The sequence below is a fragment of the Myxosarcina sp. GI1(2024) genome (assembly GCF_053543375.1).
Window position 1 is genome coordinate 624,646 of the sequence record NZ_JBKGTY010000002.1, and the last position, 15,876, is coordinate 640,521.

The window sequence follows — 15,876 nt, forward strand, 5'->3', positions numbered from 1 at the left end:
TTTTTCCTAGTTAAATTTGACCGAAACTACAACAGCTTCCTCTTAACGGGAAGCTGTTTTATTATAGAGATTTTTAGTTAAGCACAGGAGGCTGTTTGATTATGAAGATTTTAGTTAAGCAATTTAAGTTAGAGATTGCTTCCCGTTTCTGCTCGAAATCGATTGTTGGTTAGACAATAGTCACGAAAACTGTCACAAACTCAATTTGTTTTGTCGACCATTACCGCACAATGTAAAGATATATAAAGTTGTAAGTAGTTATCAGAAAGTCTCAGAAATTGAGACAAAGGTTAAATTATCGTTGACAAATGTGTCTGTGGTACTATCTGGATGACTGAGCAAGGATGGGATCGGTAGTCTACTAAATCCTAGTGGTGAAGGAGTTTATTACAAGTGCAATCTAATTTTTCTCAACAACAGCCCAATTACTCAGATAACATTAGTTCCCCTCCGCTAAGGATGGGAGTTATTGGCGTAGGTAATATGGGAAGACATCACGCTCGCGTTCTGAGTTTGCTTAAAGATATCAAATTAGTAGGAGTATCGGATATTAATCTAGAAAGAGGACTTGATATTGCCAGTCGCTATCATACTCATTTTTGGGAAAATTATCTCGAACTTTTAGCTCATGTCGATGCAGTATGTATTGCCGTACCGACAAAACTACATCATCAAGTGGGGATAAATTGTCTACAAGCAGGAGTTCACGTTTTAATCGAAAAGCCGATCGCCGCTTCGATCGCTGAAGCCGAATCTCTGGTAAACATGGCGGCAGAAACCAACCTGATTTTGCAAGTCGGTCATATAGAAAGATTCAATCCTGCTTTTCAACAATTAACTAAAGTAGCTCAAACAGAATCGATCCTAGCTCTAGAATCTCGACGCATGAGTCCCTATTGCGATCGCGCCAATGATGTTTCGGTAGTTTTAGACTTAATGATTCACGATATCGATCTCCTACTAGAATTAACTTCAGCACCAGTAATTAGAGCGACCGCCAGCGGCAGTAGTGCTGGGGAGTCGGGATACTTAGACTACGTTACTGCCACTCTAGGTTTTGCTAACGGCATCGTGGCAACTCTAACTGCTTCTAAAATAACCCATCGCAAAATTCGCACTTTGGCGGCTCATTGTCAAAACTCTCTGATTGAAACCGATTTTTTAAAAAATGAAATTTTAATTCATCGCCATCAGTTGGCAGGTAATTCTCTCAGGCACGATCGCCCCTATCTTCAAGACGGCATCATTGAAAAAGTCTATACCAACAACGTCGAGCCAATATATGCCGAAATAGAACATTTCGTCAATTGTATACGGGGTGGCGAAAGACCTTCTGTAGGAGGAGAACAGGCATTAAAAGTCCTACGTTTGGCTAGCTCGATCGAACAAATGGCTTTAGATGGTCGAGTATGGTATCAACAGAGCGATCGCCAACTGCCAAGACTCTCAACCTCGAATGAAATGACATCGGGGTAAAAAAGTCGAAACTAGGCAAAAAATTACTTTGCACTTTACGGATAGTGCTGAGAAAACCATTGCTTCTATCTGTACTCAATGAGAGTTAAAATGCGATCGTCAAGAAATATGATTGTAAATTGATGGTAAAGATGACTCAGCAAGAGCGATCGTTTTATAGCGATAAAAAGCGCAATAACTATACAATAAATAATCGTGCCGATCGCTCATACACTTTACTGCCTATATCAGTTTCATGACCGAGATCACACTCAACCTCTCTACTCAATACGATCCTTCCGCTACAGAAGCTAAATGGCAACGATACTGGGAAGAAAAAAAATTATTTAAAGCCGATCCAGAACGTGAAGGTAAACCATACTGTATAGTTATCCCTCCGCCAAATGTTACGGGTAGCTTGCACATGGGACATGCGTTTGAAAGTGCTCTGATCGATACCTTAATTCGCTACCATCGAATGATTGGCTGTAATACTCTCTGGTTGCCGGGAACGGATCACGCTAGTATTGCTGTCAGTACAGTTATCGATAAACAGCTAAAAGCTGAAGGTAAAACTCGGCACGATTTAGGTAGAAAGGCATATTTAGAACGGGCTTGGGCTTGGAAAGAACAATCGGGCGATCGTATCGTCAAACAGTTGCGTCGTTTGGGAATCTCGGCAGACTGGACGCGAGAACGGTTTACTATGGATGAAGGGTTGTCCGAAGCGGTTAAGACGGCTTTTATCCAACTATACGAAAATAAATTAATCTATCGCGGTAAATATTTGGTTAATTGGTGTCCCGCTTCCGAGTCGGCAGTCTCGGATGTAGAAATTGAAAACCAAGAAGTAGACGGGCATCTATGGCATTTTCGCTATCCTTTGACTGATGGTAGTGGCTATTTAGAAGTTGCTACCACTCGCCCCGAAACCATGTTAGGCGATACGGGGGTTGCAGTTAATCCCGATGACGATCGCTATCAAGATTTAGTCGGTAAAACCATCACTCTGCCCATTGTCGGTAGAGAAATTCCCATCGTTGCCGATAACCTCGTCGATCCTGAGTTTGGTACGGGTTGTGTTAAGGTAACACCCGCCCACGATCCCAACGACTTCGAGATGGGACAACGCCACAATCTGCCAATGATTAACATCATGAATCTCGATGGCAGCTTGAATGAAAATGCAGGAGAGTTTGCCGGACAGGATCGCTTTGTCGCCCGTAAGAATATAGTTAACAAGTTAGCCGAACTGGGAGCATTGGTCAAAACCGAAGACTACAAACACAGCGTTCCCTTCAGCGATCGCGGCAAAGTACCAGTAGAACCTCTGTTGTCTACCCAGTGGTTCGTCAAAATGGAACCATTGGCAAACAAGGCACTAGCCTGTTTGGATCGCGACAATTCCCCTAATTACATTCCCGAACGCTGGCGCAAAGTCTATCGAGACTGGTTAGTCAAAATAAAAGACTGGTGTATTTCTCGTCAGCTATGGTGGGGGCATCAAATTCCAGCTTGGTATGTAGTTTCCGAAACCGCCGGCGAAATTCGCGATAATACGCCGTTTATTGTCGCCCACGATGAAGCCGCAGCTAGAGAAAAGGCGCTCGCTCGCTACGGGGAAGAGATTAAACTAGAACGCGATCCCGACGTTCTCGATACTTGGTTTTCGTCTGGTTTGTGGCCTTTTTCCACTATGGGTTGGCCGGAAAAAACTCAAGATCTAGCCACGTATTATCCCACTTCTACTCTAGTTACAGGCTTTGATATTATCTTTTTCTGGGTAGCCCGCATGACTATGATGGCGGGGTATTTCACCGATAAGATGCCTTTTGAAGATGTCTACATTCACGGCTTGGTACTAGATGAAAACGGACAAAAAATGTCTAAGTCGAAGGGAAACGGCATCGATCCGCTGTTGACGATCGATAAATACGGCGCGGATGCTTTGCGCTACACGCTAATTAAAAAAGTCGCGGGGGCAGGGCAAGATATCAGCTTTGATTACGATCGCGATAAAGATGAATCCCCTTCAGTAGAAGCTTCGCGTAATTTCGCTAACAAGCTGTGGAATGCGGCGCGGTTCGTAATGATGAACTTAGATGGCAAAATGCCGCAGCAATTGGGCGAACCAGTTACGGCAGCTTCAGAATTGGAACTATGCGATCGCTGGATTTGGTCTCGTTTTTATCAAACAGTCAAGCAGACTAGAACGGATATTGAAGCTTATGGCTTGGGAGAAGCGGCTACCAGACTGTATGAATTTATCTGGGGAGATTTTTGTGACTGGTATATCGAACTAGTCAAATCGCGACTGTGGCAAGATAACAATTCTCCTCAAAGACAGACAGTCCAACAAACCCTCGCCCACGTCCTAGACGGCATTTTAAAACTACTCCACCCCTTTATGCCCCACATTACCGAAGAGATCTGGCAAACTCTCACTCAAGCTGAGGGAAAAGCAACACTAGCTTTACAAGCTTATCCTGAAGTGAATGAAGATCTCATCGACAGCGAACTAGAACAAAGCTTCGACCTGCTGTTTAACATAATTCGAACGATCCGCAACTTACGCACCGAAGCGGGAATCAAACCAGGGGCAGAAATTGAAGTGGTACTGCAAACTCAAAGCGATCGCGAACGAGATATTTTAGAGTCTACAGCCGATTATATCCGCGATCGTGCCAAAGTCGAACAGTTAACCATTGTCAATACCTTAACAGAACAGCGTCAGCAAGCGCTCGCGGGAGTATTTGGCACGGTACAAATCTTAATTCCTTTAGTAGGACTAGTCGATCTAGCGGCACTTCGTAGTAAGTTAGAGAAAAACTTAAACAAAGTCGAAGGCGAAATAAAATCACTAAAAGGTCGTTTGAGCAATTCAGGGTTTATTAACAAAGCACCGACAGAGGTAGTACAAGGAGCTAGGGATGCTCTAGCTGAAGCTGAAATTCAAGCCCAAATTCTACGTAAACGGCTTCAAGGTTTAGAGTAGGAATTGCAATTCGATCTTGATTGGTTTGATTTTTGAAAAACTTTGCTTAATCTATATTTAATAACCCAGACCCAATAGCTATGTTATACCTAGCTCAAGTCCAAATTAATTCTACTTCTGGAGAAATACAATTACAGTTACTAGCTCGCCAAAAATCTGAATATGTCTGGGAAGTGGATAATTTAGAAGCTATATTGCTGACTAAAGAAACGTCTCTTTATCCTGGAGTATTGGTATTAGTAGAAACATCAGAAAACGGTCAAATTATTAGTATTCAAGAAGCTAAGGACTGGGTATTGAGTATTTTGCAGCAATACTTAACTAAAAATGCCATCAATTCACAATTTATCGAAGCAGAACAGCATAAAGTAGAACAATGGCGACAGGAAATCACCGTCCAAAACCTAGAGTTAAACCGTCGTGCCTTAGAAATTGAAACTCGTCGCGAACAACTTCAAGAATTAGAACAAGAACTCAAACGCCATCAAGAAGATTTAGCTAAAAAACAGCAACAGCTAGAAGCCGATCTCAAACCAAAACAAATTTAAGCAACAAACTATAACATGATTTAAATCATTGCCATAGCAGTCAGACAACAGGCAAGAGCGATAAACTAATTACTCTTTCAGCTTCAATTCTTGAGTGATTAATAGTTTCGATAGAAAGTAAATGCACCTCAGTACACTAAAAAAGAGCTAGATTGAGATAAGTATAGATTAATAACCTCCTGCTTTCTGCTTTCTGCCTAACACCAAGATGTGGTCTACCTACATAACCCATCGATGCTCATAATTTGAGTTTTGAAGAGTAATTACTTCAATCACGAGCGACAAATATAATACTGTAGTATGTTCGATTTTACTAAGCCGTTTTATCCTCTGATTCTTTCTGTCGTTAAAGGCGATCCCGAAACCGCCCATCGTCAAATGTTAAAAACATTACATAATATAGAAACCTCCCGTAACTCTGCCTGGGGAAATTTGACAATCAGTCAACTAGAAAAATCTTTTTTAGTCAGCGATCCACGTCTGCAACAGTCGCTTTGGGGATTGAACTTTAATAACCCCCTTGGTTTGGCGGCAGGGTTCGATAAAGACGGTACGGCAGCAGGAATTTGGTCTAGTTTGGGCTTTGGCTTTGCCGAACTAGGGGCAGTAACCTTACACTCACAACCGGGTAACCCTCGTCCGCGAATGTTTCGTCTGCCTCAAGACAAAGCCGCGCTCAATCGCATGGGTGCGAATAATTTAGGTGCGGCAGTCATGGCAGATACTCTAGAGCAAACCTGGAAGAGAAAAGCCCGCACAATTCCGATTGGGATTAATTTGTGTAAATCAAAAATTACTAACTTAGAAGCAGCACCAGAAGACTATGTAGGTAGTTTTAGCTACCTACAAGATTTGGCAGACTACTTTGTAGTTAATGTTAGTTCTCCCAATACCCCGGGACTGCGATCGCTTCAGGCAGTAGAGCAGCTAGAGCCAATCTTATCGGAATTACAAGGGACAAATACTAATAACAGACCAATTTTAGTCAAAATCTCTCCCGATTTAGTATGGGGAGATATCGAGAGTATAATCAATTTAGCTATTAAGTATAATTTAGCTGGTGCGATCGCTACTAATACTACTACTCGCCGTGATGGTTTGAAAACCGAGATTCTCAGTGAAACTGGTAAGAGGATCGAAGATGAAGCGGGTGGCATTAGCGGTTTACCAGTAAAAGAGCGCTCTACTGAAATAATTCGCTATATCTATCGCCAAACGGAGGGAAAATTACCCATTATCGGCGTTGGCGGTATTTTCAACGCTAGAGATGCTTGGGAAAAAATCATTGCGGGAGCGAGTTTACTACAAACTTATACAGGTTGGATCTATCAAGGTCCTTGGATGGTAAAAGAAATATTATCAGGGGTGTTGGATAAGTTAGAAAAATCGGGGTTGGATAAGCTTGCCGATGCAGTTGGTTTAGAACATACTTAATTGATGAAGTAGACAAGCAAGAGCGAGGGAAAAGTTTCTAATATTGTAGAAAGTGTATAAAATCCGATTGCCATGAAAAGAACACCAAAAAAGACGATTAATATAGATGCAGTAACAGTAACCTTTATTCTATCTGCCCTAATCCTATTGCCTTTGTTATTGACAGGGTTTTTTGCTCATTAACTCATACTTTGGTAAATTATCTTACTTGCTGTTGCTGCTGACACCAAGTAAATAGGCGATAGTTTACTAGAGCGATCGCCATCTAATAATTGGGCGTTGCACAATTAGAGTATGATTTTCACAGCTATTATTTTTGCTTAATTTCAAAAAACTTAGAGCTTATAGCTTATAGCTACGAACCGTAACACTAAATATGTCATCCTTTAAATTAGCAACGCCAATAATTGACTAGTAGTTTATTGCCTGTCTTCTGATTAGTTAAAATTTTGTATCGACCGAACTTAACCTCGCTCGAGCTCTACCATGCAATTTGCTAGACGTTTAACCTCATTTTCTCATAATGTTTTTGCTGATATGGATCGAGCCAAAGCTATGGCTAGAGAAACCGGGCAAGAAATTATCGATCTGTCCTTAGGTTCTTCCGATCTACCAGTAGCTCGACATATCCTCGATGAAATTGCCGTAGCTTTAGGCAATCGCAGTACTCACGGTTATTTATTACATCAGGGAACCAAGGAATTTCGGGAAGCTGCCGCTAGTTGGTACGCTCGAAAATTTGGACTGGCAGTCAACTCTGAAACGGAAGTACTCCAGTTAATCGGTTCTCAAGAAGGCACTGCCCATCTGCCACTAGCAATTCTCAATCCTGGGGATTTTGCGCTTCTGCAGGATCCCGGCTATCCTTCCCACGCAGGAGGAGTGTATTTAGCTGGAGGCGAAATTTATCCCATGCCTTTACTGGCAGAAAATCGGTTCTTACCAAAGTTAGAAGCCATTCCTGCTGAAGTTGTCGCTCGAGCTAAGATGATGGTTTTGAGCTATCCTCACAATCCAACTACGGCGATCGCCCCTTTAGAATTTTTTCAGCAGGCAGTTGCTTTCTGTCGCCAACACGATTTAGTCTTAGTCCACGATTTTCCCTATGTAGATTTGGTATTTGACGATGCTTCCGCTCCTTCAGTGTTTCAAGCCGATCGCCATAAAGAAGTAGCCATCGAATTTTTTACCCTCTCCAAATCTTACAATATGGGTGGTTTTCGGATCGGCTACGCTATCGGTAATGCTGAATTGATTGCTGCCTTAAGAAAAGTCAAAGCTGCAATTGACTTCAATCAGTATCGCGGAATTTTGAACGGCGCGATCGCCGCTTTGTCAGGATCTCAAACTTTCATAGCCGAGAATATAGCTATCTTCAAACAGCGCCGCGATGTTTTCGTCAAAGCTTTAAATCAAATTGGTTGGCAAGTCTCGCCTCCGCCTGCCACTATGTATATTTGGGCAAAACTCCCCGCTCCCTGGCAGCAAAATTCTGTGGAATTTTCCACCAAATTAGTCGCTCAAACTGGCGTTGCAGTTTCTCCTGGAGCTGGTTTCGGTAAATCTGGCGAAGGATACGTGCGTTTTGCCCTAGTTAGAGAGCCAGAAATTTTACAATTAGCTGCCGAGAAAATTGCTGGGTTTTTAGAACGGTATTTCGTCTAAATCTTGGTAATCAGAACTTTCATCGGAACTAGATAATGGCGTGGTAGGTTCTGGAGTAGAAGAAAAGTCATTAAAATCGTCCTCGGACTGTAAATTCGTGCGAGCGCCGCTTATCGACGGAGAAGCAGCAGCATTGCCATTACTTGCCAATGGATAGATCCGGGAAGCTACCAACTCCGCCCTTTTTTCTTTATAACCTTCGGGCATTTCAACTAAGACCATCGATAAACGACCTTCAATGATTATGCGATCGCCACGATGATAGCTGCTTTCAATTTCTTCGGCTAAATTTCCCCACCCAACTACTCTTAGTTTGGCTTTAGGATCTTCCTCGCGCAATCCTTCAAACTCCACCATAACATTGGCGACTGTTTTGCCATCGGGAGTCGAACGCAATTGAGGCTCTTCAATTATCTCCGCCATTAAAATACAGCTATTCATTTTGAGACACTCCTAAACATCTGCCAATCGATCTTAACTTGAACAATTGTACTATTCTAAGTCGAGTAATTTATTTTAAACAATAAAGCCTTAAATAGACCCTAGGCATTAGGGAAATAAAAAGTAGCAAGTAAGTAGTCGAGAGCGACTACCTCTTACCTTTTACCTTTAGATGTGACTTTCGACTAAACCCTGTTCGCGATCGATGAATTTTTGGACGAGATGGCGATATTCCATCAGCATATCATCCACCCAATCGCGATCGTCGCTATTGGCAAAGATGTGTACTAAAGGTTCTCCCGCATCTGGCAAAATCAAAATCCAACTATCGTCTTGAGGATTGATAATTTTTACTCCGTCGATTAGTTCCAGTTTTTCTGGGGAATGAGTTTCCACTAAATGACGCATTAATGCTCCTTTAATTTTCCAAGGACAGCGAAGGGAATAAGATTTGTGACAGACGCTGGGTAAGTCGGTACGAATTTGAGCGAGCGAGCGCTCTTGAATCGTCAACATTTCGATTAGTTTGGCAATACCAAACATCGCATCAAAACCGGGATGTAGTTGGGGAAAGATAAAGCCCATTTCTCCACTTCCTCCCAAAACGACATTGGGATTAGTTTGGGAAGCTTCCATCAAGGCAGTTGGATTGACTTTAGTGCGAATTACTTTACCGTCATGACGACGGGCAATTTGTTCTACTGCACTCGAAGCATGAACGGGAACCACTACCGTGCTGCGGGGGTGCGCCGTAAAAATCGTGTTGACCATTAAGGCAGTTAAAGTTTCGCCCTGAATTGGCAAACCAGATTCATCTACTAAAGTAAACTGTTCCCCATTAGCCGATACCTGCACTCCTAGGTTGGCTTTGAGGGCTTCTACCACTTGTCCTAGTTGACGCAACAACACCTCTCCTTCTACGGCAGAGATTGCCGTTTGTTTCAAACTGGCATTGAGTACCACCGCATCACAGTCGAACTTAGTCAGCAGTTGGGGTAAAATTGCCCCTGAAACAGCATATACGTAGTCGATTACGATTTTGGCACCGCTATTGCGAACTGCCTCAACATTAAGCTGTTGGGCAAAAGTACGACTGTAAGTATCGATAATGCCTCCAGGATAGGCAACATTACCGATTTCTTGAACGGTAACTCGACGCAAGTCTTCTTTAAAATATGCTCCTTCGATTTTCTTTTCTTTAGATTTAGAGATATTAATGCCCTGTTTGTCAAAAAACTCAATCAAAATATAGTCGGGGCGATTTGGCTCTAAACGAACGTGAATTCCTCCCGATACTTCAGTCAATTTAGTCGTCATGGTGCGAGAAATCGGAATTGCGGTAGCTTCTAGATTTTGAATGGTAATTCCTGCCGACATCAATCCCGAAATTAAGGAGCGGCTGACCATCCGCGAGACGCTACGCTGGTCGCGAGACACCAATACCGTAGAGCCGAGCTTGAGAGTCGAACCATAAGCAGCCCCTAGTTTGACGGCAAATTCTGGGGTAATGTCGATATTTGCCAGTCCAGATACGCCACGCTGTCCGAATAAATTGCGTTGAGCGGTATTGCCCCAAATCAAATTGATGTTTAAAATAGCTCCCGATTCAATTCTCTTACTGGGCCAGACTCTTACTCCAGGGGCAATTTGCGCTTCTTCTCCCACTACAGATAAAGGACCGACCACCGCCCCTTCTAAAACTTGCGCGCGGCGATCTACTCTGGTACCGCGAGCAATAGTACAGGCACGTAAATGAGCTTCATCTCCAATTGACACGCCGTTCCAGATAATCGGGCGTTTTAAGTCGGCATCCGCACCAATGGTAACGTTGTCGCCAATTACAGTACCCGCTTCAATTTTGACTCGAGCTCCGATGCGACAGTTGCTGCCGATTAAAGCTGGAGTTTCGATGGTGGCTGAAGAGTCGATATAAGTATTTGCCCCTACCCAAATGCCGGGAGATTTTTCTTGATAGGCAAAATCTATGGTTACTTTCCCTTCTAAAGAATCATATTGTGCTTCTCGATAGGCTTCTAGATGACCGACATCACACCAGTAACCTTCGGCGACATAACCGTACATTGGTTCGCCTTTAGCTAATAGTATGGGAAAGAGGTCTTTAGAAAAGTCAGATTCTTCATTCTCGGGCAGATAATCTAAAACTTCTGGTTCGAGAATATAAGTACCGGTGTTGACTGTATCCGAGAATATTTCACTGAGAGAGGGTTTTTCGAGAAAACGATTGATTCTGTTATCTTTGTCGGTAATCACCACGCCAAACTCGACGGGGTTGGGTACGCGAGTGAGAATTAAAGTCGCTTTAGATTTTTTTTCTCGATGAAAGTCGATCGCTTTTTGTAGGTCGAAATCGGTAATCGCATCGCCACTAACGATGATAAAAGTTTCATTCAACCACTGTTGAATGTTTTTGACACAGCCGGCAGTGCCCAGTGGCTGCTCTTCTTCGACAGCATAGGTCATATCTACACCAAAATCGCTGCCGTCTTGAAAATAATCCCGCATCACATCGGGAAGATAGTAAAGGGTGGCGATAATCTCTCTAATGTTATTGCGTTTTAATAAATTAATGATGTGTTCTGCTATCGGGCGATTGAGCACTGGCACCATCGGTTTGGGCAGATCGCAGGTTAAGGGTCTCAATCGAGTTCCAGAACCCCCAGCCATCAGCACTGCACGCATAATACCTCCTTGCCTCTTTGATTGTTTTGTCTTTCGTCGGGATAGCTTGGTTTGACCAACGGTCAGAGATTACTTCGCTGTCAGACTATCGAGTAATTTCTGACTTCCCCAATCTTTATCTTTATGTTCTCGCATTTTTCAGTAATTAGGAAAATTATTCGGTACTGCATTGAGCTGACCGAAAAGTTATCTCGAGCTACAATTATTGATAGTACTTGCTTACGAGTACTCGAGTGTATGAGTTATTGATTCGATGTTTAGTTTAACAATAGCGAAATTATGACAGAGTTAATCGGTATTATCTTATTGGCAATTTATGGCAGCGGAATCTGGAAATTCTCGAAAGGTTTTCGCAGAACCAACTTTAATCCGAGTTTGGCTAATCGTATCGTTTTAGCTGTTTTATGGCCGGCACTAGTAGCCAACAAATCATATCGCAAAAATTTTCAAAAAGCTCTCAAGGGTTAGAAAAGTGAATCTCTCAAGATTGAATGACCGATAATATCTGGTCGATCGGCGGTACGAGCGAAAGTGTAGCTATAGCCGAAGCGATCGCTACTAATTTTACATCTGAGGTTCGACTACCATACATTATCACCGTCGTCAGTCCAACTGCGCAATCGCTCTATCCTAATAAGTTTCAAGTAGTCAGCGGACGAATGGATGCTGCTGCGATGGAAAATTTTTGTAAAAAAAATAACATTGCTGCCATTATCGATGCCTCCCATCCTTATGCTGTAGAAGTTTCCCGAGCCGCGATCGCCACCGCTAAACAGCTCAATTTGCCCTATTTACGCTACGAAAGGCAAGCGATCGCCAGAACTCAACCCCACAATTCGTCGATAATCAAATTAGATAGTTTTGAGAGCTTACTGACAGGGGAATATTTACAGCAACAAAGAGTATTGTTGACCGTAGGCTGTAAAGTTTTACCCCTATTTAAAACCTGGCAGGAGCGCGCCACCTTATTTGCCAGAATTTTACCCCAGCCAAAATCATTAAACATTGCCCTAGCCTCTGGTTTTACCAGCGATCGCCTGATCTGTTTGCGTCCGCCGATAGACATAGAATTAGAAGCGGCTTTGTGGCAACAGTGGAAGATTTGGTTAGTGGTAACTAAAGCCTCTGGAGTAGCGGGAGGAGAAGCAATCAAGTCTCAGGTAGCGGCTAAGTTAAATGTACCCCTGGTAATTATCGATCGCCCTAAAATAGTTTATCCCCAACAAACCGACAGTATTGATGAAGTCGTTGCTTTTTGTCAACGCTATTTACCAAACAGATCGAAATGATTATTCGAGAAGCAAAACTGACAGATGCCGAAGCGATCACTAAAGTTCATGTAGATACTTGGCTCGATACCTACAGAGGCATAATTCCAGATGATTATTTAGCTAAATTATCTTACGAGCAACGAGAAACTAGCTGGAGAAAAATTCTGGCTGAAGCATCAACCAATAATCATCCGATCTACGTAGTAGAAAATTCCGAAAACGAAATTATTGCTTTTGCAGACGGAGGTAGAGAAAGAAGCGGCAATTCAATTTACCAAGCCGAACTCTATGCTATCTACATTTTGCCCGCGTATCAAAGAAAGGGCATCGGCAAAGTTCTTTTTTGTAAAATTGCAGACGATTTAACGCGACTCGGATTTAAATCTCTGTTAGTCTGGGTTTTAGCTGATAACCCTGCTTGCAAATTCTACGAGGCTTTGGGCGGTAAGATCGTCGATCGCAACCAGATACGAAGGGAAAATGCAGTACTCGACGTAGTTGCTATAGGATGGATTGACATACGACAAGCATCAACCCTGACAACCGCCATAGATTATTAAAATTTATGTCCATTAACTTAAAGTAATATAATTATCAGATGGGACTCGGAATTGATTCTGAAGTAGGTTTTGAGGCTGACTCTGGACTATTATCGAAATTGAAATATTTATTTAATTTATTTAGATGTCTGAAACTATTACTCCCGCTATCAGCGATCGCATCTGCAAACACATGAACCAAGATCATAGCGATGCGGTAACTCTTTATGCCAAACTTTATGGCAATTCACCTCAAGCCGAGTCGGCGGTAATGAATTCTATCGATCCCCAAGGAATGAACCTGTCGGTGCAGGTAGCAGGGGAAACCGTTCCGGTTAGAGTAGAATTCGACCATACTCTAGCAGATGCTGAGGACGCGCACCACACCCTAATCGATATGCTCAAGCAAGCTAGAAGTTAATTAGGTCAGGACTTACGCAGTTGAATCAGATTCGCCCCTTACTACCCAAATCAGGGGGAAAACAAATTCTAAGTCCCCATCCCCCAAACTTGGGGAGATTATTAGAGAGGCAGGGGGTTTAGGAGGCAAGTGCGTAGTCCCTATTAGGTATTAGTGACTAGTCATCAGGAAAGTAGAACGTCGAGATAATTTACCGATTGTTAACTATTGGGAACTTATTGGCGATGGTAATCAGTCGGAGGTTATTGTTGTCAGGGATGATAAATTGAAACAACTAGCTATTTTGCAGAGCGAGCGGCAAGGGCGATTTTGGTTATATTTGAGTCTAACTTTTGCTGCAATTTATAGTTTACTGGCACTACAAAAAGCCTTTGCTGGTGAATACGTGGTTCAAGATGATGCGCGACAGCACGTATTTTGGATGATGCGCTATGTCGACCGCGATTTATTTCCCCAAGATCCAATCGCCAATTATTTTCAATCTGTCGCACCTTTGGGATATCGGGCGCTTTACCGGTGGGCAACAGATTTTGGCATCGATCCGTTTGTGTTTAATAAGCTGTTACCTGTGGCGATCGCCCTCGTTAGTAGTGGTTATTGTTTTTTACTCTGTAGGCGTATCTTTCCCGTTCCTAGCGGCTGTTTTATCACTACGGTGCTGTTAAACCAGGCATTGTGGATGAAAGACGATCTGATTTCGGCTACGCCGAGAGCGTTTGTCTATCCGTTCTTTTTGGCATTTTTATACTATCTAACCAAAGGTTCTTTACTTCCCTGCGCTTTAACTATCGCCCTCCTGGGAATTTTTTATCCTCAATACGTCTTTCTCTGTGGGGCAATGCTGATTTTTCGGTTAGTCGAATGGCAGGGTAAAACGCCAAAATTTTCTGAAGATTCTCAGGATTATTTGCTCTGTTTTGTAGGTTTGGCAACGGCTTTTGTCATCTTGCTACCATACGCGCTCTATAGTTCCGAATTTGCGCCGACGATTACTCGCGCTGAAGCGTGGCAGCTACCAGACTTTTATGCTCACGGGCGAGCGAGCTTTTTCAAAGAACATTGGTGGGAATATCTAGTTGGTGGAGGAAGAGCGGGACTCACATCAGAAGAGTTACTCAATCCGGCTACTTTAGCCTTTGGTTTGTTTTTGCCAATAATCTACCAATTCCCTCGACAATTTACCTTAGTCAAGCAAATTAATCAAAATATCAGAATCTTGCTCCAGTTAGTTGTCGTATCGATACTGATGTTCGCTGTGGCTCACGCTGCATTATTTACTCTACATCTTCCCAGTCGCTATAGCGATCACAGTTTTCGGATTGTTTTAGTTATAGCAGCGGGGATTACCATTACCTCACTACTAGCAGCATTGTTCGAAAGACTCCAGCGAGCAGTAACTCCTGCTAGATTGAATTTTATTACTCTAGTCCAGAAATTCGCCCTCTTATCCTTGACCGTGGCGATCGCGCTGGGAACGGTTTTTTACTATCCCCTATTGCTGGATAATTTCCCTCTGACCAAATATAAAACTGGCGACCAACCTGCTTTATATCAATTTTTGCAGCAGCAGCCGAAAAACATTTTAATTGCCTCCTTAGCTACCGAAGCCGACTATTTGCCTACTTTTGCCAAGCGTTCGATCTTGGTCAGTCCCGAATATGCCATTCCCTATCATTTAGGATATTACCTGCCTTTTCGTCAAAAAGCGATCGCTCTAATTGTCGCTCAGTATAGTCCCAAAATCGAAGTAGTCAAACATTTTATTCGCAGGTACGGCATCGATTTTTTCCTGATCGAGCACCATAGCTTTACCCCTGGATACATTAAAGATAATAACTGGATTCAACAACATCAGCCAGTCGCTCAAAATGCAATTAAAAGTCTCGAACGAGGCAATATTCCTGCTTTGAGCACTGTTAAAGATAGCTGTTCGGTTTTTGCCAGTAATGGCTTCGATGTACTTGCCGCCGACTGTATTTTGTCTCGGTAAAAACAAACAACTTTTACCGTACATCAACGTACTGAATTACCGATAATCGAGCGCTAGTATTTAAGTGGGAAAAAGCTTAAATTAGACTTATTCAACTGGATAAGTCCCGACCGCAATCACCATCGATCCAGACTTAGGTAGAGACTATACAGAGCGAACTAAAATTTTATAAATTATTTTTCGAGTCTCTATTCAAAACCAGAATTTCGAACAAAGAGCTAGAGAAACTTACAAAATTACTGCGCTTTTCAGTTGAATAGAGCACGACCGAGCGACTTTATTTTCCTTTGCCTCCTGCTTCAGATCGAAATATAGTCTGCCCAAACGAAAACTGCTGTAACTCATGAAACTGCTAAACTTTGATTTCTTCTCGACCAATTCGCTCGAATCTCTTGATATGCTTAAAATATCACAGGC

The 15,876-nt window shown here is 42.7% G+C and carries 12 protein-coding genes; 10 read left to right on the forward strand and 2 right to left on the reverse strand.

Going from position 1 to position 15,876, the window contains the following annotated elements:
• Positions 1–459: 459 nt before the first annotated feature.
• The 5 genes from ACLFKQ_RS12000 to ACLFKQ_RS12020 all read left to right on the forward strand — a co-directional run bounded on the left by ACLFKQ_RS12000 (position 460) and on the right by ACLFKQ_RS12020 (position 8,097).
• Positions 460–1,476, forward strand: a complete 1,017-nt coding sequence (locus tag ACLFKQ_RS12000) for a Gfo/Idh/MocA family oxidoreductase (protein WP_449000348.1) — start codon at positions 460–462, stop codon at positions 1,474–1,476.
• Positions 1,477–1,711: 235 nt separating this feature from the next.
• The gene (locus tag ACLFKQ_RS12005; RefSeq protein ID WP_449000037.1) at positions 1,712–4,450 is read left to right on the forward strand and encodes a valine--tRNA ligase; all 2,739 of its coding nucleotides are present in this window, start codon (positions 1,712–1,714) and stop codon (positions 4,448–4,450) included.
• Positions 4,451–4,530: 80 nt separating this feature from the next.
• The gene (locus ACLFKQ_RS12010; RefSeq protein ID WP_449000038.1) at positions 4,531–4,998 is read left to right on the forward strand and encodes a hypothetical protein; all 468 of its coding nucleotides are present in this window, start codon (positions 4,531–4,533) and stop codon (positions 4,996–4,998) included.
• Positions 4,999–5,298: 300 nt separating this feature from the next.
• A complete protein-coding gene (locus tag ACLFKQ_RS12015) occupies positions 5,299–6,432 on the forward strand; it encodes a quinone-dependent dihydroorotate dehydrogenase (RefSeq protein WP_449000039.1) in 1,134 nt (377 codons plus the stop codon).
• Between the two features lie 486 nt (positions 6,433–6,918).
• Positions 6,919–8,097: an LL-diaminopimelate aminotransferase gene (locus tag ACLFKQ_RS12020; protein WP_449000040.1), complete on the forward strand. Its 1,179-nt coding sequence runs from the start codon at positions 6,919–6,921 to the stop codon at positions 8,095–8,097.
• Here the strand turns inward: ACLFKQ_RS12020 and ACLFKQ_RS12025 are convergent.
• Both ACLFKQ_RS12025 and ACLFKQ_RS12030 read right to left on the reverse strand, forming a co-directional pair.
• Positions 8,077–8,538: a single-stranded DNA-binding protein gene (locus ACLFKQ_RS12025; protein WP_449000041.1), complete on the reverse strand. Its 462-nt coding sequence runs from the start codon at positions 8,536–8,538 to the stop codon at positions 8,077–8,079. The genes ACLFKQ_RS12020 and ACLFKQ_RS12025 overlap by 21 nt on opposite strands.
• Before the next feature lie 168 nt (positions 8,539–8,706).
• Positions 8,707–11,238, reverse strand: coding sequence for a sugar phosphate nucleotidyltransferase (locus ACLFKQ_RS12030; RefSeq protein ID WP_449000042.1), 2,532 nt, complete (start codon positions 11,236–11,238; stop codon positions 8,707–8,709).
• Between the two features lie 279 nt (positions 11,239–11,517).
• Between ACLFKQ_RS12030 and ACLFKQ_RS12035 the strand changes: the two genes are divergently transcribed.
• The 5 genes from ACLFKQ_RS12035 to ACLFKQ_RS12055 all read left to right on the forward strand — a co-directional run bounded on the left by ACLFKQ_RS12035 (position 11,518) and on the right by ACLFKQ_RS12055 (position 15,459).
• Positions 11,518–11,706 carry a hypothetical protein gene (locus ACLFKQ_RS12035; protein WP_449000043.1) on the forward strand — a complete coding sequence of 63 codons (189 nt, stop codon included), beginning with the start codon at positions 11,518–11,520 and terminating at the stop codon, positions 11,704–11,706.
• A gap of 23 nt (positions 11,707–11,729) precedes the next feature.
• A complete protein-coding gene (locus ACLFKQ_RS12040; protein ID WP_449000044.1) occupies positions 11,730–12,527 on the forward strand; it encodes a cobalt-precorrin-6A reductase in 798 nt (265 codons plus the stop codon).
• Complete coding sequence (locus tag ACLFKQ_RS12045; protein ID WP_449000045.1) at positions 12,524–13,069, forward strand: N-acetyltransferase family protein; 546 nt, start codon at positions 12,524–12,526, stop codon at positions 13,067–13,069. The genes ACLFKQ_RS12040 and ACLFKQ_RS12045 overlap by 4 nt, the downstream gene beginning before the upstream one ends.
• A 124-nt stretch (positions 13,070–13,193) precedes the next feature.
• Complete coding sequence (locus ACLFKQ_RS12050; protein WP_449000046.1) at positions 13,194–13,469, forward strand: DUF2470 domain-containing protein; 276 nt, start codon at positions 13,194–13,196, stop codon at positions 13,467–13,469.
• A gap of 265 nt (positions 13,470–13,734) precedes the next feature.
• The gene (locus tag ACLFKQ_RS12055; protein WP_449000047.1) at positions 13,735–15,459 is read left to right on the forward strand and encodes a hypothetical protein; all 1,725 of its coding nucleotides are present in this window, start codon (positions 13,735–13,737) and stop codon (positions 15,457–15,459) included.
• The last annotated feature ends 417 nt before the right edge of the window (positions 15,460–15,876 follow it).

Excerpts from the sequence above, each read along its gene's own strand:
- ACLFKQ_RS12015 (WP_449000039.1), top strand. The coding sequence starts at position 5,299 with ATGTTCGATTTTACTAAGCCGTTTTATCCTCTGATTCTTTCTGTCGTT.
- ACLFKQ_RS12030 (WP_449000042.1), bottom strand. The coding sequence starts at position 11,238 with ATGCGTGCAGTGCTGATGGCTGGGGGTTCTGGAACTCGATTGAGACCC.
- ACLFKQ_RS12040 (WP_449000044.1), top strand. The coding sequence starts at position 11,730 with ATGACCGATAATATCTGGTCGATCGGCGGTACGAGCGAAAGTGTAGCT.
- ACLFKQ_RS12045 (WP_449000045.1), top strand. The coding sequence starts at position 12,524 with ATGATTATTCGAGAAGCAAAACTGACAGATGCCGAAGCGATCACTAAA.
- ACLFKQ_RS12050 (WP_449000046.1), top strand. The coding sequence starts at position 13,194 with ATGTCTGAAACTATTACTCCCGCTATCAGCGATCGCATCTGCAAACAC.
- ACLFKQ_RS12010 (WP_449000038.1), top strand. The coding sequence starts at position 4,531 with ATGTTATACCTAGCTCAAGTCCAAATTAATTCTACTTCTGGAGAAATA.
- ACLFKQ_RS12005 (WP_449000037.1), top strand. The coding sequence starts at position 1,712 with ATGACCGAGATCACACTCAACCTCTCTACTCAATACGATCCTTCCGCT.
- ACLFKQ_RS12020 (WP_449000040.1), top strand. The coding sequence starts at position 6,919 with ATGCAATTTGCTAGACGTTTAACCTCATTTTCTCATAATGTTTTTGCT.
- ACLFKQ_RS12000 (WP_449000348.1), top strand. The coding sequence starts at position 460 with ATGGGAGTTATTGGCGTAGGTAATATGGGAAGACATCACGCTCGCGTT.
- ACLFKQ_RS12025 (WP_449000041.1), bottom strand. The coding sequence starts at position 8,538 with ATGAATAGCTGTATTTTAATGGCGGAGATAATTGAAGAGCCTCAATTG.
- ACLFKQ_RS12035 (WP_449000043.1), top strand. The coding sequence starts at position 11,518 with ATGACAGAGTTAATCGGTATTATCTTATTGGCAATTTATGGCAGCGGA.